This window comes from Stanieria cyanosphaera PCC 7437 (genome assembly GCF_000317575.1).
Lineage (GTDB): Bacteria > Cyanobacteriota > Cyanobacteriia > Cyanobacteriales > Xenococcaceae > Stanieria > Stanieria cyanosphaera.
This window is the reverse complement of the sequence record NC_019748.1, coordinates 562,909-585,410: the sequence shown is the minus strand read 5'-3', so window position 1 is coordinate 585,410 and position 22,502 is coordinate 562,909. Positions and strand designations below refer to the sequence as shown.

Here is a 22,502-nt window from a genome sequence, read left to right as displayed (position 1 = left end):
TAATTGGTTAATGTTTATCAAGAGTTAATTAAGAGCTAGGACAACTCAAATTAATTGAGAGCGATCGCTCAAAACCTTGTCAAGAGTTTTATCTTCTAGAACTCGACCAGTACCCAACGCCACACATTTTAATGGTTCAGGAGCTATATGAGTTACAATTCCAGTTTCATGACTAATCAAAGCATCTAATCCCTTCAAATTAGCCCCACCTCCTGCCAACATAATTCCTCGATCAATAATATCTGCTGCCAAATCGGGAGGAGTTTGTTCGAGAGTAATTTTAACTGCTTCGACAATTTTTTTAACTGGATCTAAGATAGCTTCCCGAATCTCTACTACTTTAAGGGTAACCGTTCTAGGTAATCCAGAAACAAGATGAAGACCTCTTACTTCGACAGTTGATTGGTCTTGTTCTACTTTACCGATGGGATGAACCGAAGCTAATTTAATTTTAAGGTTTTCAGCCGTATTTTCTCCAATGGCAAGTTTATAAGTATGTTTCAAATAGTTAGCAATTGACCAAGTTAATTCATCACCAGCAATCCGAATCGATTCACTGACAACCTTACCTTGAGAACTAATTACCGCTACTTCTGTCGTTCCACCACCAATATCAACAATCAGATTGCCAATCGGTTCGGTAACGGGTAATCCTGCACCAATGGCTGCTGCAAGGGGTTCTTCTATTAAATCTACCTCTCTTGCTCCTGCTTGGGCAGCAGCTTCCATCACTGCTCTGCGCTCTACTTTAGTCACCCCACTAGGAATACCAATTACCATTCGAGGATGAACCAAAGGATTACCTTCGTAGACTTGACGAATAAATTCCTTGAGCATTATTTCCGTAGCATCAAAATCGGCAATCACACCATTTTTCAGAGGACGAATTGCTTGGATGTTTTCTGGAGCTTTCCCCAATAAACATTTAGCTTCTCTGCCTACCGCTCTTGGTTCTTCTGTTTTGCTATCAATTGCCACCACTGAAGGCTCTTCCAAAACAATTCCTTTGCCTGATATGTATATAAGCGTGTTGGCAGTACCTAGATCAATTCCTATATCCCTTGACAGGGTTAAACGTTTAAAAAACCCCACGTTGATTTATCACTCCCGGTAATTTTTGTATTATTGCTTGATCTGATATGAGTCGAATCCAATTTACACCCAATATAGCAATTATGTCGAAACTCAATTATCTTTCAATAGTTGAAATTACTGTACTTTGCTTAAACTAATGGCAAAGTTAATCGTATTTTCCTCGACGCTACGACAAAATTTTATCTCATCAATCGCTCTTAGTGCGTGCAATGTTCGGCAAAATAGTTAATGTCACAATAAAACATATCCTATTTCAAGAGAGCAAAAATTAAGAATGCAAATTCTAGCTACAGATCGGTCATTATTAGATTGGACAGGTGATACACTCGCTATCGGTATTTTTGAAGGACAAACAGAATTAACTGGCGAGCTAGCACAACTGAATGAACAATTAGCAGGTACAATTCAAGAATTAATTGCCGTAGAAGAATTTGAAGGTAAAAGCGGGACTACAGCAGTAACTCGTTTAATGGGCAATAGTTCCCTCCGCAAACTGATCTTGGTAGGTTTGGGTAAGTCAGATAAATTTAAACTAGAAAATTATCAGAATACTGCTGCTACAGTCGTTCGATTAGCGAAAAAAGACCACAGTCTTGCTATAAGTTTTCCTATTCAAGGCTCGCCAGATGCAGTTGCTCAAACAATGACTGAAGGAATTTTACTAGCTCTTCATCAAGATAATCGTTTTAAGTCTGAACCAGAAGAAAAAGAAATCAAATTAGAAACTATTGATTTACTCGGTTTAAATGGTCAGGATGCAGCAATTAAACGGGCTGAAATTGTGGCTTCTGGGGTGATTTTGGCACGAGAGTTAGTTAATGCTCCTGCTAACGAGGTTACTCCTCTGACAATGGCAGCTACCGCAGAAGCGATCGCGTCTGAGTATGGTTTGAGTCTGGAAATTCTTGAACAGGAAGATTGTGAGCAGTTTGAACAAGGAATGGGAGCGTTTTTAGGTGTTGCCAAAGCTTCTGACATCCCACCTAAGTTTATTCATCTTACCTACAAACCAACAGAAACACCAAAGCGTAAAGTAGCTATTGTGGGCAAGAGTTTGACTTTTGATTCTGGCGGACTCAATCTCAAAGTTTCGGGCAGTGGCATTGAAACCATGAAAATGGATATGGGTGGTGGTGCAGCTACGCTTGGTGCAGCTAAAGCGATCGCTCAACTCAAACCCAATGTAGAAGTTCATTTTATTTGTGCAGCTACAGAAAACATGATTAGTGGTCGTGCAATGCATCCTGGTGATATCCTCAAAGCTGCTAATGGCAAAACCATTGAGGTTAACAATACTGATGCTGAAGGAAGATTAACATTGGCTGATGCGCTAATCTATGCGGAAAAATTAGGCTTAGACGCGATCGTAGATTTAGCAACTTTAACAGGAGCTTGTATCATTGCCCTAGGAGATCAGATTGCTGGTTTATGGAGTACGGATGACGACTTAGCTAATCAAATCAAAACCGCAGCAGAATTAGCAGGAGAAAAGTTTTGGCAAATGCCACTAGAAGAGCCTTATTTTGATGGCATGAAATCTGCTATTGCCGATATGAAAAATACCGGACCTCGGGCAGGAGGATCAATTACGGCTGCTTTATTTTTGAAACAGTTTATCAAAGATACTCCTTGGGTACATTTAGATATTGCTGGTCCAGTTTGGACAGATAAACCCAATGGTGTAAATAATGTGGGGGCGACAGGTTTTCCTGTACGGACTTTGGTGAACTGGATTCTGAATTCTTAATCATTTCCTGACAATTTTCTCAAATTCACCTGTATTTAACAATCCGCTTCGTCTCGGCTTCGGGCGGAGCTAATCATACCACATCAAGTTCAATATTGACAGGCTTTTGTATCTTAAAATACAAAAAAAGCTCAAAAAAATTTGCTAATTTAGCTGGAGCAATTTACACTTTTACATAGTAAATTTGCAATTAATGTAAGTAGTAATACTAAGGTGTGAGGAAATTATGTATAGATTACTACGTGGTTTTTTATTGGTTAGTCCAGCACTAGTTGGTTTAGCTATTGCAGCAATTCCTAGCAACGCTGAAACTTTAATAGCTCAGACTGATAATAGTCAGTTACTCAATCAAGTAGAAAACTACAGCCAAGAAGGCAAAAAAAATCAGATTAATCAAGTTACAAATGTTAATCAACTCAGAGACGTTTCACCTACGGATTGGGCTTATGAAGCACTTCGTTCGTTGGTAGATCGTTATGGTTGTATTGTCGGTTATCCTAATCAGACCTATCGTGGAAGCCAAGCTTTATCGCGTTATGAATTTGCTGCGGGCTTAAATTCTTGTCTTAATCAAATCGAACGTTTGATTGCTTCTTCTGAATCAGTTTTACGTGAAGACTTAGACACTATTAATCGACTGACTCAAGAGTTTGAAGCAGAACTCGCTACCCTAGGAGGCAGAGTTGATGATTTAGAAAGTCGTACTGCTTTCTTAGAAGACCATCAATTCTCTACAACTACTAAACTACAAGGGGAGGCAGTTTTTAGTCTTGCTCAAGAGTTTAACTACGATAACCAAGCTGTTTTCCAAAACCGAGTTCGGTTAGCCTTTGTTTCTAGTTTTACTGGTAAAGATTCTTTATACACTCGTTTAGATGCAGGTAATTCTAGTACCTTTAATGGAGAAACAGAACCTTTAGACCAAGGTACTCTGACTTACAATTTTGACAATGATAATAATGTTGAAATTGGTTGGTTAGCTTACTATTTCCCCATCGGCGACAAAATTCAAGTTTATTTACCCGCAGCTTATCCTTTGTGGCAAGATTTTGTTCCCACTGTTAGTCCTTATTTAGATTCTTTTACTGGTGCTACAGGTTCTCTATCTAGCTTTGGTGAATCTAGTCCGATTTATAAAATTGGTCTTGGTGCTGGTGGTGGTATCGGATTTAACTTTACTCCCTTCGAGCAATTAACTGTTAGTGCTGGTTATTTTGGTGGTAATGCTCCCGATCCTAGCGAAGGTAATGGTTTGTTCAATGGTGAATATTCTGCTTTAGGACAAGTAACTTTTAGTCCTTTTGAGAAACTCCAGTTGGCTGCAACATACGTTCGTGGTTACTTTACCCCCGAGGATAACACTATCTTCGATCTTGGTGTGGGTACACCTAATGCCAAAAATCCTTTAGCTGGAGCATTAAATACTAACTCTTTTGGTTTGGAAGGCTCGTTTCAACTTTCCGACAAAATTGCCTTCAACGCTTTTGGTATGTACACCGATGCCAGTCAAACAGGTGATGGAGATGAAGCTGAAATTTGGTCTTATGGTGCTGGTTTAGCTTTCCCAGACTTGATTAAAGAAGGTAGTTTAGGTGGTGTTATTGTTGGTGCAGAACCTTATAACGGAGAAACAGATGATATACCTCTCCACGTCGAAGGTTTCTACAAGTACCAATTAAACGATAATATTTCTGTTACTCCTGGGGTAATTTGGTTGAATGCTCCTGGAGGAGACAAAGATGCTGATGATGCCATTATTGGTGTCTTAAGAACCACCTTTACTTTCTAATTCTCAAAGAAAGTTTTTATTTTAGAGGCGTAAGATTTCTTGGTGATGATTCCTTGCCATAGTTGTCTTGAAAAGAAGAAATAAACATAAATTGTTTAAGTTTACTTCACACCTCGTGTTGACAGCCCACGCTTAAACGTGGGTTTTTTTATCTCGTTTTAAATTCGATCGCATCTTGTTTAATTGTGATATCGTAGTGACCAAAGAAGTTTTGTCCTAACAAACCAATATCTAAAGAAGGTGCGATCGCAACTCCTATATTTTTACTTCTAATTCCCGCAGCAGCAATAGAGGAAACTGTACTGGTAGGAACGGTAATAGAATTGTTGGCGGTATAGAGTAACATAGTACCTTGTGGCTGAATTTGAAGTGTTTGTGCCATTTTTTCAGTAAGTATGGTTAAACTTGCTCCTGTATCTACTAACATTTCAAAAGTGTGTTGATTATTAAATTGAACATCAATTACAGGAATGCCGAATTCTCTTCTTTTAATTTTGACAGTAAAAACACCTGAATTGGAAGAAGAATTTGAAAGATTGGAATGGTTAGTTTTAGGGGTAACTTGACCGCCACAAAGATAACCAAGATCCATCGGTTTCCCATTAGCATCTAACAGAAGACATTCTGAGTCAGATTGTGCTGTAGCAATTAAACCAATAGGATTAAACATCACAGATATTAATAATAAATTTAAAAGTTTTTTCATTTAAAAATACTCCTAAGTTAATTATTGATTTTGTTAATCTCTAAACAAATAATGCCCAAAGACAACCAGGTAATTAAACTCAGGAGTGCTATTAAATAAAAAGATTCAATAAACTATTAATTTTTTTTTCTAGGTTTTTACCGAGGTTTATTTTCAGTAGTAAAACCATTTATCCTGGTGGCCATTGCATCTGGCGATCGCCTAAAATATGAAAGTGTAAATGATCGACCGATTGACCGCCATCATCACCATTATTAATTACTATCCGATAGCCATTTTTTAATCCTGCTTGTTCAGCAACTTTTTTCACAGTTAATAACAAATGACCCAGTAAACTTTGATCGGCTTCAGTTGAATCTGATAAACGAGGAATTGGTTTTTTAGGAATTACAAGAATATGAGTAGGTGCTTGAGGCTGAACATCTTTAAAAGCTAAAGCCAAATCATCTTCGTAAACAATAGTTGCTGGTATTTCCCGACGGATAATTTTACCAAAAATGGTATCGCTCATAGTTTTTATCAGCTAATTTTGCTAGTCACAGATGCAATTTTAAAACAGTAGGTTGATTGTATTGAATATAATGCAAAAAATAATTAAGAAAATTTAATCTTAGGAATGAATCGCTGTAAACCAGCATTTTCTTCTTAATTGTAAAGAACTTACTTTTTGTAAGCTTGCCTCTACTGATAACTACGCTACTAAATGACTCATTAAAATTTTAAGACCAATAAAAATTAAAATAACTCCTCCGACAAATTCTAATTTAAACTTGCATAAATTGCCCCATTTATGACCCAAATAAACACTTATAAAAGATAAAGAAAAAGTAATAATAGCAATAACTCCTGCTGAGGATAAAATAGAAGTTTTTAAGACCGATAAACTCAAACCAACTGCTAAGGCATCAATACTAGTCGCGATCGCAAGTCCTAATAAAGTATAATTATCTAAAGGATTAAATTTATTTTCTTTTTCTTCTTGAAAGGTTTCATAAATCATTTTGCCACCGATCGCGACTAATAAAACAAAGGCAATCCAATGATCTATTTGAATAATAAATTCCCGAAAGGTTAAGCCAGTAATCCAACCAATTAAGGGCATTATGCCTTGAAAAATACCAAAAGCCAGGGCAATTTTTAAGGCTTTATTAATTTTAATATGTCTAATAACTAAACCACTACTTAAGGAAACAGCACAAGCATCAGCAGCTAAACCGATACCAATTAAAGAAATATTAGCTAATTCCATAGATTAATTTTATTTATCAAGAATTTTGCGATCAACTTAAGTGTACCCGATTTGCTTAACATTTCTTATCATTTTTTCGTCATTTTCTTTTCATTTATTTCTCATATTTTTGGGAGGAAAAAATTAATGATTAAGGCTGTTTAATCTATAAACTCAAAACTCACAGAATAATGAAATTAAGTATTGTGGGAAACGAAATCAAGATAACCATAATTAAGCTAGGCTTAGATCGTAAGCCAAATAACTAACTACAGTAGCCGTTAACATATGCAACTTCGACAGAAAGCTATTGTCGCCACAATTTTAGTAATGGCAATTTGTTTAACTATTGCTTCAACTTTAGTTCACCTTTTAACAGAATCATGGTGGTTTGCTGCTGTCGGCTTTAGTAATGTGTTTCAGACGCGAATTTCTTGGCAAATTGTGGTTTGGTTGGCTACTTTTGTTATTTATGCTGCTTTTTTAGGAATTAATTATGGACTTGCTCTTCATTTAACCCGCGATCGCGTTTTTCGGTTTCTGGAGGGTAATCCTTTAGAGTTATTTACCAACAAAATTGCTAATTATTTGGCTTTAATCCTGATTTTTTTGATTTCTTTAAGTGCAGCGAGTAGTAGTGCAGCGCATTGGGAAACTATCCTAAAGTATTTAAATGCTACTGAATTTAAGCTGAATGAACCGATTTATGCCAGAAATATCGGTTTTTATGTGTTTCGTTTACCTTTTTACAAAGATTTTCAAAATTGGCTGATTATACTTTTGTTAGCAGGATTAATTTTAGCCAGTTTAATTTATGTGTTTAAAGGTACGGTTGGATTTGATTGGCGATGGAAAGCTATGACTATCGACCGTCAATGGCAAAAGTTATTAAATAATAGAATTAAAACTCATCTTAGTTTGTTATTTGCTGCGATCGCTTTAACTATTGCTGTCTATTTTTGGTTAGAGCGTTATGAGTTGCTTTATTCTTCTCGTAGTGTGGTTTGGGGTGCTGGTTATACAGATACTCATGCCAGATTGTTTGCTTACTGGATTATGAGTATTGGGTCTTTGTTACTCAGTATTATTTTGATTGTAACGATTTGGTCGCGCAGATTTTTACTATCACTGTATGCAGTAGCAATTTATTTAGCTGTTTTGGTTTTGGTAAATGGAATTTATCCCGCGCTTCAACAAAAATTTATCGTTGAACCCAATGAATTAAATAAAGAATTACCTTATATAAAATACAATCTGGAATATACCCGTCAAGCTTACAATTTAGATAAAATCAATGCAACTGATTATCCTGCTTCTGCTCAATTAACCCTTTCACAAGAAAACCAAGCCACAATTGATAATATTAGACTTTGGGATTATCAACCCCTTTTAGATACCTACCGTCAAATTCAAGAAATTCGTCTTTATTATCAATTTAATGATGTTGATGTTGACCGCTACACCCTTGATGGCAACTATCGTCAGATCATGCTTGCAGCAAGAGAATTATCCTATGAACAAGTACCTCAACAAGCAAAAACCTGGGTTAACCAACGCTTAAAATATACTCACGGTTACGGGTTAGTAATGAGTCCAGTTAACGAAGTTGCTGCTGATGGTTTACCGATTTTATTGATTAGAAATATTCCTCCCGTATCTCAAGTAGATTTACAAATACAAGAACCTGCTATTTATTATGGCGAAGAAAAAGACCGCTATATTTTTACAGGCACAACTACACCAGAATTTGATTATCCCAAAGGTGATGAAAATGCTTTTGTTTATTATCAAGGAACAGGTGGTGTCCCTCTTTCTTCCTTCTGGCGCAAATTAGCTTATGCCTATGATCTTGGCAGTTGGAAAATTCTCATTTCTAACTATTTAAGTACGGGCAGTTCGCAAACTGCCTCTACTCGCATCCACTACTATCGACAAATTGAAGAACGAGTTCGTCATGTAGCACCCTTTTTACAATATGATCATGATCCTTATATTGCCCTGATCGATGGTAAACTACAGTGGATTATTGATGCTTATACCACAAGCGATCGCTATCCTTATTCAGAAGTAGTTAGCAACAAAAGCACAGAATTAATTACAGATCAGAAAATCAACTATATTCGCAACTCGGTTAAAGTTTTAGTAGATGCGAAAAACGGAACGATGCAGTTTTTTGTAGTCGATCCCAACGATCCTGTACTACAAACCTACAGCAAAATATTTCCCGATCTTTTCCAAGCAAACAATACGATTCCTGCCGACATTAAAGCTCATTTTCGTTATCCCCTCGATCTATTTAACATCCAGGCACAGATTTATACTGCTTATCACATGAGCGATCCTCAAGTATTTTATAATCGCGAAGATTTGTGGCGTTTTGCTAACAAAATGTCTGAAAGCGAACGAGAAGCAATTGAACCTTATTATTTAATTATGCGTTTGCCAGGACAACCTAAAGAAGAATTTGTACTGATTCTTCCTTTTACACCAGTCAATAAAGACAATATGATTGCCTGGATGGCAGCGCGTTGTGATGGAGATAATTATGGCAACTTAGTTCTTTATGAATTTCCTAAACAAGAACTGATTTATGGCCCTTTTCAAATTGAAGCACGTATTAACCAAAACCCAGAAATTTCTCAACAACTAACTTTATGGAGTCAAGAAGGTTCACGGGTGATTCGTGGTGATATTTTAGTAATTCCGATTGATGGTGCTTTACTTTATATTGAACCTATTTATTTACGTGCCGAACAAGGACAATTACCCGAATTAAAACGAGTGATCGTAGCTTATGACAAAGAAATAGTTATGATGCCGACACTAGAACAATCTTTAGCTGCTGTCTTTGAGAGAGAAGCAATTTTAAACCCACAATCGCCATCTACTTTGACTAATATAGATCCTCGTTTGATTCAGTCTGCTTGGGGAGTCTATAATCAAGCTCAATCGGCATTGCGTCAAGGTAATTGGTTAGAATATGGTCGTTATCAGGAAGAATTAGAACAAATTTTACGTCAACTCAATCAAAAAGTTGAGTAAAATAACTTGAATGCAATTTCAATTACTTTTTTAATTGTTTCTTTAAAAGCGGTACTAATTCATAGTAGGACAAAAAAATAACTGTAAGGACGATTCATGAATCGTCCCTACCCAAAAAATATGATGTTCTAACCTAAAAACTTAATGCTATATTTGCTGCTTTAATTGATAAAAATTGACCGTCGAATGCGTTTATCGCAATCATCGCCTTTCAACTGCGGTGTTTTGATCACTAGCAAATAAACAAAACAAGTTATTACACTCATAACTATATGTTCGCCACCATCTTCTAAGATAGTAAAAATGGCGTCCCACCATTTATAGTCGTCGAATAAAATATGAACTAAATCAATGACTATCCCAAAAACTGCCAAAGCAAATAACATTACAATCAGCTTTTTAAATACAGATTTTTCTTGAGGTTGAGCTAAACGATAACTAATGCCAATTGCACATAGAAAAAATATTCCTACTACACTACTAACTAACAATTCTCCGTAATCTTGCGCCCTTAAACCTAGCGCGGGAACTAAATTTAATTGGTTACTAATCTTGAATCCAATTTCTTCATGTAGCTGAGCTAAATCATCTAGGAGAATATAACAAAAAAGGAAACACCAACTTAAATATATTGGTTTATTTCTAATAATTATTAAATAGCCAAACAAAAGAATCATCCAATAAGCTTTGATATATTGGAAAAGTTCTGCATAGCTTTTATCTGAAGCAATTGAATAGTGATGATATACAGGAAAATTTTGACAAAAAGTTGCTAATTCTAATCTAGAACACTCGTAGAAAAAACCAACTACTATAAAAACCAAATCTGTTGCAACTAACAAAACCAATAATGCTAAGAATTGTGTATTTTTGTTCAAAAAGTTCATTTAGAGAAAATCACATTAGATAGATTAAACATAAGTTAAATTTAATTGAAGCATAGATTAACTTATAAAAAAGTTAAGTGTCAATCAAACTGGACTATAGTTATTGGTTGGTAAAATTACAATTTTCGTCTGTCCAAGGTAACGGGCAAGAGGTAACAAAGAACTCACGTTTTGTAAATTATTTGGCGATTAACTATAAATGAGCGACAACAAAAGTTTTTTACAATTAAATAAAAGCAATTTAAAACTTGTTGATAGATACTAATAGTGATTGAGCTACTACTAAAAGAATTGGCATTCGGAGTATCAAAACTATTTCCCGATGCTCTTTTTTATAAACCGACACAAGAACGAATTGTGGCACTGACGATTGATGATGCACCTACGCCTGAAGATCCTGACGATTACTCTACTCAACTTATTTTAGATGCGATCGCTTGTGACAACCAAGGCATTACTAATCCCGAAGAGCGTTCTCGTGCTACTTTTTTTATTATTGGTGGTCATCTGAGTGAGCATTCCACTATTCTCAAACGAATTCTTCAAGATGGTCATGAAATTGGTAATCATGGCATGATTGATGATACTCATGCTTGGTTACATCCACAAGAATTCGAGAGACAATTAAAGGAAGCTCATGACCGCTTGTTATTTTTGACTGGATTAGAACAAATTCGCTGGTATCGTCCTGGTCGTGGTCTTTATAATCAAGAAATGCTCAAAGCAATCAAACGTCTTGGCGATAGTACTGATTACAATTTAAAATTAGCGTTAGCTTCGATGGTTCCCATTGATACTTATGAGATTTTACACGGTAATCCTCAGTTTATTGCTTGGTATATTAATCAATTTGTGTTTCCAGGAGCTATTTTAGTTCTACACGGTGGTTCTATTGCCAGAGCAAAACATACCGCAGCAGCACTAAGTATAATTCTTCAAGAACTTAGACGCAAAAATTATCGTGTAGTTACTTTGAGTGAACTGTGGGATAGTGATTAGTTAGCAGTTACTAATTACTAATTACTAATTACTAATTATGAGAGATTAATCATCAACCATTAACAATTAACTATCAACCATCAACAAGCTTGCTAAATCCATAATTTTGTTGGTGCAATAGGTTCAATTTCTTCGTCCCAACCGCCAACTTGGTTAGTCCGTAACAACCACAAAGAAGCACCATGTTGAAGTAAAATTTCTGCTAATTGATCGTTAGCTAAACGAGGTAAAAGCGATCGCCAACTGGTTAAAGCACTAATAATCGTAGTTACTGGTTGTTCGGCGAGTCTTGTACCAATTAAAGATTCATAGGGGTCTAACCAATCGGAACGAACTGTTTTCCAGGGAACTAATTTTCGTTGGATATTATTGTACAATGCCACTAACCTTTCTAAGCGTTTGGTTTGAGGGTCTTCTGGATAGGCTGCGATCCAGTTTTGAATTTCTGAGTTACTTTTGATTTCGGTTAAAACCATTTTAATAGCTAGATATAAAGCTTGACAGGAATCTTGCACACAAGAGTTGGCAAGTCCTGCAAAGGTTGCACCTGTTCCATCTCCTGTACGATAACGCGCCATCATCTTTTCTAATTGATAGGCTAAAGCATTGAGGGGAAAACGAATATTGCCACCAAAGTTGTACTCTTCTAAAACATCTAATTTGACAATGATATCGACCACAGGACGACTTCCCAACCAACCAAACTGGCGATCGCCTAAATAATTACTCCAGTCTAAGTTACCTGCAATAATGCCATCGAGATTTTGGGTATAAACTTGGTCATAAACTATTTTAAATCGTAGTTCTTGTGTGATCGGGTCGCGTATTACTGTAGCGATGCCAAAGGCAAAATGTCCGAAAAACAAACCAATCGGGGGGACTTCGGCTTTTTTTCCGCCAATTCCGCCATAAGTGTGTAACAGTAACAAGCGATCGCCTTCTTGATATTGAGCTATTGCTTCGGTTTCGGATAGAGATTTGGGATTAAGTAAAATTGAATCGATCTGACCTTTTTGTGCTTTAATATCCTGCCAATATTCGTTATGGATGTAATTGGTAGTAGCAGATACACCCGAAATAATTCGTTGGGGTTGAAGTTGAAATAATGCTCTAGGCGCGATCGCTCTTACGGTAAAAACTTGATCTTGATTAAACTCGCCATAGATATACCAACCAGTAGAATTGACAGGAGAGTCTTCAATTTTATTAGTAGTAGAAGGAAATACTCCATTGAGATCGGGAATTACTTGAGGAAGATAAACAATTTCTGCATCACCATCAAACTGTTGCGAAGTGGGATTATAGTGACAAACTCGAAAATGATCTGATTGGTTTACTTTACCTAAAATAGTTACTAAACCATAAAAGCGACCAGTAATAACTGTAGGTTCTCGCTCAATATATAATGTAGGCTGTTGTTCCTCAGAAATAATCTTTACTGGTTCTAAAGCAACAATCACATCATCAATTGGTCTAGCACCAACCAAAGATTCCAAAGCATCGATCTCGCGCCAAAAATTCAAACGAAGAGGGTGAACTATCCCCTGCTTCATACTTTCGTACGCTTGAGCAGAAAAATGAATGCTACATTTAACTTGATTAAGATATACTTGTAAATCCGCGCGATCGCTCCAACTTAAAATTACTTTTTTTCCAATTAAATCTTGATACTGTTTCGGCACATAATAAATTTCTAAAAAAATTCCTTTAATCTCAGAACGTTCTTCAAGCCTAGGTAAAATTAAACGACCGATCCAATTAGCTACAGGTTGATAACCTAATGGTACAGATTGTTTAGTTGGATAATAAGTATATTGATTGAAAGGAGCTTGAAGATAACGCTCGTAATTACTTAATATTCTTGGTTGATAAGCTTTTTCTGGAACGTTAGCAGGAAAAGGTTCAATTCCATCTTCACGAAGCAAAATCTTAGTAACGATTTCTACCGTCTGAGTTAAATAACTACGACCATCAGGAAGATAACTTGTATCATCTAAAGGCCCCCCAATATCATCATGTCCCACCGGCCCTAAAGAAATAAAACTGATTTCTCCTCGACTTTTAGCCAAGTTCCAATTTGACCAAGAAATAAATGCCCATCTTTGCGGAAATAGAAAAGGAACAAAACGAGCAACTAAATCTTTTTCCCCTACTAAATGATAGAGATGTTCTAATTTTACTACTTCTGTGTTACCACTCAAGACTCCAGCCAAAGAAATCACTTCCAAAGGCGCAGCCAAAACTTTTTTTAAATAAGGTATAGTTCCTAAAGCAACCTGTCCGCCACCACTATAACCAATAATTGTGACAGGAGTACCGCTTCCTGGGCGATAACCACGCTCAAGTAAACTATCAATAATAATTTGTGCTGTACCCCGATTAAATATTGGTCCGTAGCGACTATCAACCGATACTGCTACCTGAAACATATTCCGCAACAGAATCAAAACTCCAAGTCCAGAAATTTTGCTTTGATTAACCCATCGCCAAAAAGCTGCTAGGGGTCTTCCCAAAGTTAAAGGCAGATTAAAGACTGAATAAGGCATAATCTCGCGAATTAAAATAAACTCGCTGCCAACTGCCTCGGTTAACCGTTCTAAAAATGTTCCCACTCCAAAAGCATCTTCAAAGGAACTAATGCCAATGCCATCAAGATAAATGATGTAGTGATTTGTGTTGTCTTGATCTGAAGTAGGTTGCGCTCGATAAGTTGTACTATTTTTTTTGAGTAACGGTTGTTGCTTAGGATCGGGATTATTGCCATACCATCCTGCCCACCAACCCAACGCTTCAAAAGGAGCGAGTAAACCAGCAAAGGTTAAAGTTAATAAACCAATTCGGATCAGATCTAGGCTGAGGTTAAACAATTGATTTTCCGCAACTCGATACCAGCTTAACCACCAAATATTAATTGGAGAGAGAAAAACAATTAAACTTAAAGCTAAACAAATTAAAGCCCAACTTTTCAATGATTGCTTGTTCACTACACTTCCTATGAATTTCTTCTTTTTCCTTTAAATTAGAAAAAATCTTAACTCTTAATTAATAGACTTCTTGCAAAAATAGATTAGAAATCTAGATTAATATTTTTGGCATAAATGCCCGTTTTTTCAACTAAACCAAGGATGAAAGTACTTATGCAACAACTCTAATAGTTTAGAATGCCAATTACTATTTTTTTGGTGAATGGTCATTATTTCTAGTTCAAATATATACTAAAAATATATATTTAATGTTGATTAACAGTGGAAACAGCTAAACTTTTTCAAAATGGTAAAAGTCAGGCGGTTCGGCTACCTAAGCAATATCGTTTTCCAGGATATAAAGTTCTAATTAAGCGTATGGGTAATGCAGTTGTGCTTTTACCTTATCAAAATTCTTGGGAAACTTTATTTGAAAGTTTAGAACAATTTTCCGATGATTTTATGGATGGCAACCGTCAACAACCTAGACAACAAGAGCGAGAAAATGCTTTTGAATGAAATTTTTACTAGACACTAATATTTGCATTTATATCATCAAACAGAAGCCTTCAGCAGTATTAAAGAAATTTAAAGCTTACAATGTCGGAGATATAGGTATATCTTCAATTACTGTTGCTGAACTTGAATTTGGTGTCCAGAAGAGTCAATCTCCAGGAAAAAATCAACAAGCATTAGCACAATTTTTACTGCCTTTAACAGTAGTAGATTTCGATCTTGCTGCTACTACTATGTATGGCATAATTCGCTCGAAACTAGAAAAACAAGAAACTCCAATCGGCTCTTTAGATACTTTAACTTTTGTGAGCGGGAATTCTCTCTCCTAGGCGTGAGAACTGTATAGTTAAATCCTTATTTTTATAATGTTACTAGTTTTCTTCTAGATCACCAAAAAAATTAGGAATATTAGTAGGTGCGGGCGCAATAGGTAAGCCTGTGTAAAGTATTTGTTCTAATTCAAGTTGATCGGTAATTAAGTCTACTCCTGCAATTTTTTCCATCAGCCAATTAGTAATTATTTCAATCGGACGACCAAGAAGACGTTGCGAAACTTGTAGCACAATCCAACCACCAATACAACATTCAAAAACTTGCCATAATCCTAAGTTAGCTATGGCATCTATTCCTGTGACAATGGCTAAAAGTGTCCAAATCGATAAAATGACAAAAATAGGCATTCCAAAATAAGGAATCACCATCAAAAAACCTAATAATAAAGGAGCATAGCTAAAGCCAAAAGTTTGAATCACTTCGATTAGAGAAAGAGAAGCATGAAAAAGTTGAGTAGCTACCAACCAAGTACTTAAAACCCAAAAATTATAGTTAAAAGTAAAAAGAACTGCTGCGATCGCAAGTGATAAAATAAATCTAATTGGTCGCACTCGATTGATAAATAAAACGACACTCTGACCAATACCTTGAGACAAGGCTGCTAACAAAACTACCAAGATACTGGCAATTAAGCTCAAAGGTAAATGGTTTAAAAGTTGAAAAGTTTCACTGTTGAGCGTTAAAACTCCAGCCACCAGACTCCAAAAGCGATCTAATGCTGTGATTGTGGTCATAATTAGCATTTAGATAAATTTGCTATTCAGTAATAATGAGTTAGATCTATTTGTTAATGTGATTACGAGTAAGGTGTTGTGCATTTTTTAATTTATTTAGAAATCAATTAGCAATCATTTTTACTGTAAAATCATAAGTACAATTTTATTGAACATCGCTCCTCTGGTAAATTTTAATTTATGCTTTATTAATAATATGAAACTATTAATTTAAAAACTTATTTAATATTATTAACGTATCTCAAGACTTTTTTTAAAGAGGTTAGCAGCTTGTATGCCCCGTCAATTTAATTTAATAACAAACCACGATACGAGTATAGCCTTTCTCGCTCTTGGTGAGGTACACCAGTTATTAGGAAGTAAAAAGCGCGAAGCGTCAGCCAGCGACAGCGAAGGATCAAAGTAAAAAGTTATGAATTATGAGGGATGAATAATCAACTATTAACATAAGCGAAGCGCACTACCGTAGGTCTCAACTATCAACGCTCAACCAGGAAAATGAACTGTATCTTATTACTCTGAGAACCGCTATATCAAAGCAAAAAATCGGCAAATTATTTTTAGTTTTATCTAAGTATATTTACTTAAAAAAGAAAAAAACCAGAATTGCGCTTTTATAATTTAGATGAAAAAACAGTCAATTGCATCTAACAACCCTAACACCAATTTTTTGTTTGGTGGCGGAGAAATGGGAGCGAGAATCAGAGCTAAAGACTGGTCAAATACTCCGTTAGGTTCGGTAGAGAAGTGGTCACAAAGTTTAAAAACAGCAGTGCGTATCATGCTGACTTCTCGTCAACCAATGTTTGTTTGGTGGGGTAAAGAACTGATCAATCTTTACAACGATGCTTATAAATCTATTGTAGGGGGTAAACATCCAGAAGTATTAGGGCAACCTGCTTCAGTAGTTTGGCGAGAGATTTGGGATCAAGTAGGTCCTCGGGCAGAATCAGTCATGCTTAACAATGAGGGAACTTACGACGAAGCTCTCATGTTAATGATGGAACGCAATGGCTATCGCGAAGAAACCTATTACACTTTTTCTTATAGTCCGATTCCTGATGATCAAGGCAATACGAGCGGAATTATTTGTGCCAACACAGACGACACACAACGCATTATTGGGGAACGGCAATTAGCACTATTACGAGAACTAGCAGCTAAAACGGCAGACGCAAGAACTTTTGATCAAGCTTGCACTCTTAGTAGTCAATGTTTAGAAACAAATCCTTATGATTTACCCTTTGCCATGATTTATTTGGTCAATAGGGATCAACAAGGTGCTTTTTTGGCGGGAACTTGTGGAATTGAGCCTGGTCACAAGATAGCACCAAAAACAGTAAATTTTGATAATAATTGGCTATGGTCTTGGGAAGAAGTCCTGAAAAAGAATCAAAGTATTGTTGTTTCGGATTTAACAACCAATTTTAATAATTTACCGAAAGGAGCTTGGGAGCGATCGCCTAATCAGGTGGTAGTCGTACCAATTTCTCCTTCTGGTGAGACTGGCAAAATAGGTATTTTAGTTGTCGGGTTAAATCCGTTTCGATTGTTTGACGATAATTATCAAAGATTCATTGATTTGGTTTCAGCACAAATTTCAGCTAGTTTGGCTAATGCCCAAGCTTATGAAGAAGAAAGTAAACGGGCTGAAGCTTTGGCAGAACTAGACCGCGCTAAAACAACTTTTTTTAGCAACGTCAGCCATGAATTTCGGACTCCCCTTACTTTGATGCTAAGTCCTTTAGAAGAAACTTTAACTAATTGTGCCATACTGCCACCTCAAGAACGAAAGCAGTTAGAAATGGTACAACGAAATGGACTCCGCCTGCTGAAATTGGTTAATACCTTGCTTGATTTTTCTCGAATTGAAGCTGGCAGAATTGAAGTTTCCTACGAACCTACCGATCTTGCTACCTTGACGACAGAACTTACTAGTTTATTTCGTTCGGCGATAGAACGGGCAAAAATAAATTTAGTGGTTGATTGTCCTGCTTTGCCCGAACCAATCTACGTGGATCGGGAAATGTGGGAAAAAATTGTGTTTAATCTGCTTTCCAATGCCTTTAAATTTACTTTTACAGGAGAAATTAAAGTTAGTTTGCAGTGGCAACATGATCGAGTTGAATTAAAGGTAAAAGATACGGGAATTGGTATTCCAGTCGCAGAGATTCCTCATTTATTTAAACGATTTCACCGAGTCAAAGGTATGCAAGGACGTAGTTTTGAAGGCTCGGGGATTGGCTTATCGCTGGTGCAAGAATTGGTGCGAATTCATAACGGAACTATTGAAGTTACTAGTGTGGTTGAGGAAGGTAGTTGCTTTACTGTAGCGATTCCGACAGGAAAAACTCATTTACCACCAAATCATATCTGTGTTAGTAAAGCTTCAACTTCAACAGTTGCTACTTCTTACTTAGAAGAAGTTTTGAGTTGGTTACCCGAAGAGCAAAGAGAGATGGGAAGAGAGGGAGATAAGGTAAAGGAAAGATTTTCTTCAATCCGCCACTTACCCAGTTCCCAAGGTACGGAGTTTCCTTCTCCTGCCCGCATCTTGCTGGCTGATGATAATAATGATATGCGGGATTATTTGCAACGATTATTAAGTCAGCATTATCAGGTGGAAACTGTTGCTGATGGTTTAGCTGCTTTGTCTGTTGCCCGTCAGAACCTTCCCGACTTAATTCTGACTGATGTCATGATGCCTGAACTGGATGGCTTTGAATTATTGCGATCGCTACGCAACAACCCGCAAACTCAATCAATTCCGATTATTTTACTCTCGGCAAGGGCTGGTGAAGAAGCACGAGTTGAAGGATTAGCAGCCGGGGCAGATGATTATTTGATCAAACCTTTTTCGGCAAGAGAACTATTGGCAAGAGTTGATTCTACTCTCAAACTTGCTCAGTTAAGAAAAGAGGCGAATCAGAGAGAGCAAAAGCTTCGTAATGAAAAAGAAGCAGTTCAACAACAATTAAGCGATCGCTTAGACAAAATGACTGATGCCTTTGTGATGTTAGACCGAGATTGGCGTATTGTTTATCAAAATCTAGCAGCAGAAAGAATCAATCAAAAACCGCGATCGCAAGTACTAGGAAAAACTCAATGGGAAGAGTGGTCAGCCTCTGTGGGTACAGCGATCGAGCATAATTATCGACAAGCAATGGCAGAGCAAGTACCGGTTCATTTTGAGCATCATTACTATGCTCCTCCTGACTATGATCTGTGGCTAGAAATTCATGCCTATCCTTCTGAGGAAGGACTTAGCATTTTCTTTAGAGATATTAGCGAACAAAAGCGATCGCAAGAACGAGTAGCAGAAATTGAAGCACGTTTTCATACAGTTGCAGATCTTGTACCCGATCTACTCTGGCGCAATGACGCACAAGGCGTAACTCAATGGTGCAACCGACGTTGGAGTGAATATACTGGTCAATCATCTGGAGATGGGCAGAAATCTAGCTGGTTTGATCTGATTCATCCAGATCAGCGTGAGTATTCTCTAACTAATTTTCAAAATGCTGTTAATGCAAGCTTACCCTTTAAACACGAGTATCGCATTCGTGGCGCAGATGGAACTTATCGCTGGTTTTTGATTCGAGCAGAGCCTTTATTCGATCAAGATGGTCAGATTTTACAATGGTTTGGGGCTGCCACTGATATCCATCAACAACGCACTGCACTCGAAGCTTTGCGCGATCGCGAAGCTTTTATTTCGGCTATTAACAACACCGCCAAAGTTGTCATTGTTCTTTACGATTTAGTGACCGATAAAGTTGTCTATGTTAACAACTACGTCGAGCAAGTTTTGGGCTTTTCTGTAGCAGAATTCTATGCCATTAGTAGTGAAGAAGCACAGGTTTTGATTCATCCAGAAGACCTCGAAGCAACAATGAACTTTGTTAAACGCTCTCGGGTAGCTAAAGATGGAGAGAATTTGCTTCATGAATATCGTCTGCGTCATAAAAACGGTCAATATCGTTGGTTTCAAGCTAGTAATGCTGTGTTTGAAAGACAGTCAAACCACACTGCCAAATCATTATTAAATGTTCTTGAAGATATTACTGAACGTAAGCAGGCAGAACAAGCTTTGCGTGAAAGTGAAGCTAGATTTCAAACACTCGTTAAAAATATGCCAGGAATGGTATATCGATACCAGCCAGAAAATAATACTTTTACTTATGTTAGTTGCGGTTCTTTAAAATTATTAGCAGTAGAACCTGAGCTAATCCTTCAGAATGCTGAGTTTTTCTGGAGAACAATTCATCCTGACGACTTACAATCTCTCAAAGATTCTGTGTTAATGGCAGTCCAACAATCACAACCCTGGCAGTGGGAAGGACGCATCATTACTAATTCTGGTCAGCTTAAATGGATTCAAGGTATTTCTAGTCCTGAAGAAACTACGGCAGGAAAAGTTTGGGATGGTATACTGATTGATATTAGTGAACGAAAGCAGGCAGAAGCAGCCCTCCGTTCATCAGAAGAACGGTTTCGTCAAATGGCAGAAACGATTGATGATGTCTTTTGGATTAACGATCCTCATAAATCCCAAATTTTATACGTCAGTCCCGCCTATGATAAAGTTTGGGGTCGTTCCCGAGACGAAATTTATCAAAATTTATCCACTTGGTTTGAAACAATTCATCCAGATGATCGAGAACAGGTGCAAACAGTTTCAGCCAATAGTAAGCGCCACAATGGTGAACAAATTGAATATCGAATTGTTCGTCCCGATGGCTCAATCCGCTGGATTCTTGACCGTGGGTTTGCAGTCCGAGATGCGAAGGGAAAGGTTGAGCGAGTTATTGGGGTTGCTCAAGATATTACTACACGCAAGCAAGCAGAATCAGCCCTTCATCAAAGTCAAGTACAACTGCAACAACAACTAGCTGAAATTGAAGCTATTTACGCAACCGCACCGATTGGTTTAGCTATTTTTGATACTAATCTCCGCTTTGCCCGTGTCAATGAGCGATTGACAGAGATGAACGGATACTCTGTTGAAGCCCATTTTGGTAAGACAATTCGTGAGTTGCTACCCGATCTCGCCGATGCAAGCGAGCAAATTTTACGTTCGATCCTCGAAACAGGAGAACCCAAACTAAATGTGGAAATTCGAGGAAAAACTCCGGCTCAACCAGGTGTAGAGCGAATTTGGTTGGAACATTTTTTACCTCTCAAAAATGGCGAAGATATTATTGGTATTAATGTTGTATGCGAAGAGATTACTTTTCGCAAACAAGCCGAAATTGAACTGGAGCAAATTTTACAAAGAGAACAAGCTGCCAGAGAAGAAGCCGAACGAGCCAACCGCATCAAAGATGAGTTTTTGGCTGTACTTTCCCATGAATTGCGATCGCCTCTTAATCCTATTTTGGGTTGGTCAAAACTTCTACAAACCCAAAAGTTTGACCAAGATACAACCAACCGAGCCTTAGAAACTATTGAGCGGAATGCTAAGATACAAGTTCAATTGATTGAAGATTTGCTTGATATCTCCCGAATTATTCGAGGCAAACTCAGCCTCACGGTCTACCCAGTCAGTTTAGTGTCTATTATTGAGGCAGCGATAGAAACAGTTAATCTTTCTGCTCAAGCCAAATCCATCGCAATCAAGACCAAATTTGAACCTGGAGTAGGTCAAGTTTCGGGCGATCCCAGTAGATTACAGCAAGTAGTTTGGAACTTACTTTCCAACGCAGTTAAATTTACTCCTGAAGGTGGACAAATTGAAGTTAAACTTAAATCAATTGGTTTTCAAGCTCAAATCAGCGTTAAGGATACGGGGCGAGGTATTTCTCCTGATTTTCTACCTCATGTCTTTGACTATTTTCGTCAGGAAGATTCAGCCACAACCCGCAGGTTTGGTGGATTAGGATTAGGATTGGCAATTGTTCGTCACTTGGTAGAACTTCATGGCGGAACAGTGGCAGCAAAAAGCCTCGGCGAAGGACAGGGCGCAACTTTTATGGTTAGATTGCCTTTGCTAAAAGATCAAAACAAGAGCAAAGACCAGGAAAAATTAACGCCTTCTCTATCTTCTTCTTGCTTACAAGGAATTCGTATCCTTGCGGTAGATGATGATGCAGATATTCGAGATTTAGTAGAATTTATTTTACAACAGGCAGGAGCTAAAGTAAAAATTGCCACCTCCGCAACAGAAGCCTTTCAAGAGTTTAAGGATTTTGTACCCGATTTATTAATTTGTGACATCGGTATGCCTGAAATAGATGGTTATATGTTGATGCGCCAAATTAGAAAACTTCCATCAGAACAAGGAGGAAAAATTAAAGCGATCGCTTTGACTGCTTATGCTGCCGAGATCGATCAACAACAAGTTTTAGCTGCGGGTTTCGATCTGCATCTTGCAAAACCAGTCGAGCCAGAAAAATTACTTGACGCGATCGCTGCTTTAACTAAACAGAACGAGGAAAAAAATCATTAAATTAAATTAAAAAAT

At 37.2% G+C, this 22,502-nt stretch carries 14 protein-coding genes; 7 read left to right on the top strand and 7 right to left on the bottom strand.

Annotated features, from left to right (window positions below):
• Positions 1-45 precede the first annotated feature (45 nt).
• A complete protein-coding gene (gene mreB, locus STA7437_RS02460) occupies positions 46-1,092 on the bottom strand; it encodes a rod shape-determining protein (RefSeq protein WP_015191784.1) in 1,047 nt (348 codons plus the stop codon).
• A gap of 277 nt (positions 1,093-1,369) precedes the next feature.
• Between mreB and STA7437_RS02455 the strand changes: the two genes are divergently transcribed.
• On the top strand, positions 1,370-2,842 hold the full coding sequence (locus STA7437_RS02455; RefSeq protein WP_015191783.1) for a leucyl aminopeptidase: 1,473 nt from the start codon (positions 1,370-1,372) through the stop codon (positions 2,840-2,842).
• Between the two features lie 226 nt (positions 2,843-3,068).
• The gene (locus STA7437_RS02450; RefSeq protein WP_015191782.1) at positions 3,069-4,631 is read left to right on the top strand and encodes an iron uptake porin; all 1,563 of its coding nucleotides are present in this window, start codon (positions 3,069-3,071) and stop codon (positions 4,629-4,631) included.
• A 148-nt stretch (positions 4,632-4,779) separates the two neighbouring features.
• Here STA7437_RS02450 and STA7437_RS02445 read toward each other — a convergent pair whose 3' ends face one another.
• The 3 genes from STA7437_RS02445 to STA7437_RS02435 form a co-directional block, all read right to left on the bottom strand.
• On the bottom strand, positions 4,780-5,337 hold the full coding sequence (locus tag STA7437_RS02445) for a retropepsin-like aspartic protease family protein (protein WP_015191781.1): 558 nt from the start codon (positions 5,335-5,337) through the stop codon (positions 4,780-4,782).
• A 169-nt stretch (positions 5,338-5,506) separates the two neighbouring features.
• The gene (locus tag STA7437_RS02440; protein ID WP_015191780.1) at positions 5,507-5,848 is read right to left on the bottom strand and encodes a histidine triad nucleotide-binding protein; all 342 of its coding nucleotides are present in this window, start codon (positions 5,846-5,848) and stop codon (positions 5,507-5,509) included.
• Between the two features lie 180 nt (positions 5,849-6,028).
• Positions 6,029-6,586, bottom strand: a complete 558-nt coding sequence (locus STA7437_RS02435) for a manganese efflux pump MntP (protein ID WP_015191779.1) — start codon at positions 6,584-6,586, stop codon at positions 6,029-6,031.
• 267 nt (positions 6,587-6,853) lie between these two features.
• Here STA7437_RS02435 and STA7437_RS02430 point away from each other — a divergent pair, with 267 nt between their 5' ends.
• On the top strand, positions 6,854-9,607 hold the full coding sequence (locus tag STA7437_RS02430) for a UPF0182 family membrane protein (protein WP_015191778.1): 2,754 nt from the start codon (positions 6,854-6,856) through the stop codon (positions 9,605-9,607).
• A 161-nt stretch (positions 9,608-9,768) separates the two neighbouring features.
• On the opposite strand, the gene STA7437_RS02425 is transcribed toward STA7437_RS02430, so the two are convergent.
• Complete coding sequence (locus STA7437_RS02425; RefSeq protein WP_150109028.1) at positions 9,769-10,485, bottom strand: hypothetical protein; 717 nt, start codon at positions 10,483-10,485, stop codon at positions 9,769-9,771.
• Positions 10,486-10,761: 276 nt separating this feature from the next.
• Between STA7437_RS02425 and STA7437_RS02420 the strand changes: the two genes are divergently transcribed.
• Positions 10,762-11,493 (top strand): polysaccharide deacetylase family protein, encoded by a 732-nt coding sequence (locus STA7437_RS02420; RefSeq protein ID WP_015191776.1) that lies wholly within the window; start codon positions 10,762-10,764, stop codon positions 11,491-11,493.
• A 92-nt stretch (positions 11,494-11,585) separates the two neighbouring features.
• On the opposite strand, the gene STA7437_RS02415 is transcribed toward STA7437_RS02420, so the two are convergent.
• On the bottom strand, positions 11,586-14,477 hold the full coding sequence (locus STA7437_RS02415) for a hypothetical protein (protein WP_015191775.1): 2,892 nt from the start codon (positions 14,475-14,477) through the stop codon (positions 11,586-11,588).
• Positions 14,478-14,738: 261 nt separating this feature from the next.
• Between STA7437_RS02415 and vapB the strand changes: the two genes are divergently transcribed.
• Both vapB and STA7437_RS02405 read left to right on the top strand, forming a co-directional pair.
• Positions 14,739-14,975, top strand: a complete 237-nt coding sequence (vapB, locus tag STA7437_RS02410) for a type II toxin-antitoxin system antitoxin VapB (RefSeq protein WP_015191774.1) — start codon at positions 14,739-14,741, stop codon at positions 14,973-14,975.
• Positions 14,972-15,301, top strand: coding sequence for a type II toxin-antitoxin system VapC family toxin (locus tag STA7437_RS02405; protein ID WP_015191773.1), 330 nt, complete (start codon positions 14,972-14,974; stop codon positions 15,299-15,301). Before vapB ends, STA7437_RS02405 begins: the two co-directional genes overlap by 4 nt.
• Positions 15,302-15,343: 42 nt before the next feature.
• Here STA7437_RS02405 and STA7437_RS02400 read toward each other — a convergent pair whose 3' ends face one another.
• A complete protein-coding gene (locus tag STA7437_RS02400) occupies positions 15,344-16,039 on the bottom strand; it encodes a hypothetical protein (RefSeq protein WP_015191772.1) in 696 nt (231 codons plus the stop codon).
• 625 nt (positions 16,040-16,664) lie between these two features.
• Between STA7437_RS02400 and STA7437_RS26785 the strand changes: the two genes are divergently transcribed.
• Positions 16,665-22,487, top strand: coding sequence for a PAS domain S-box protein (locus STA7437_RS26785; RefSeq protein WP_015191771.1), 5,823 nt, complete (start codon positions 16,665-16,667; stop codon positions 22,485-22,487).
• Positions 22,488-22,502: the final 15 nt, after the last annotated feature.

Coding starts and splice junctions, on each gene's coding strand:
- STA7437_RS02435 (WP_015191779.1), bottom strand. CDS start 6,586: ATGGAATTAGCTAATATTTCTTTAATTGGTATCGGTTTAGCTGCTGAT.
- STA7437_RS02430 (WP_015191778.1), top strand. CDS start 6,854: ATGCAACTTCGACAGAAAGCTATTGTCGCCACAATTTTAGTAATGGCA.
- STA7437_RS02445 (WP_015191781.1), bottom strand. CDS start 5,337: ATGAAAAAACTTTTAAATTTATTATTAATATCTGTGATGTTTAATCCT.
- STA7437_RS02405 (WP_015191773.1), top strand. CDS start 14,972: ATGAAATTTTTACTAGACACTAATATTTGCATTTATATCATCAAACAG.
- STA7437_RS02455 (WP_015191783.1), top strand. CDS start 1,370: ATGCAAATTCTAGCTACAGATCGGTCATTATTAGATTGGACAGGTGAT.
- STA7437_RS02450 (WP_015191782.1), top strand. CDS start 3,069: ATGTATAGATTACTACGTGGTTTTTTATTGGTTAGTCCAGCACTAGTT.
- STA7437_RS02400 (WP_015191772.1), bottom strand. CDS start 16,039: ATGACCACAATCACAGCATTAGATCGCTTTTGGAGTCTGGTGGCTGGA.
- STA7437_RS26785 (WP_015191771.1), top strand. CDS start 16,665: ATGAAAAAACAGTCAATTGCATCTAACAACCCTAACACCAATTTTTTG.
- STA7437_RS02440 (WP_015191780.1), bottom strand. CDS start 5,848: ATGAGCGATACCATTTTTGGTAAAATTATCCGTCGGGAAATACCAGCA.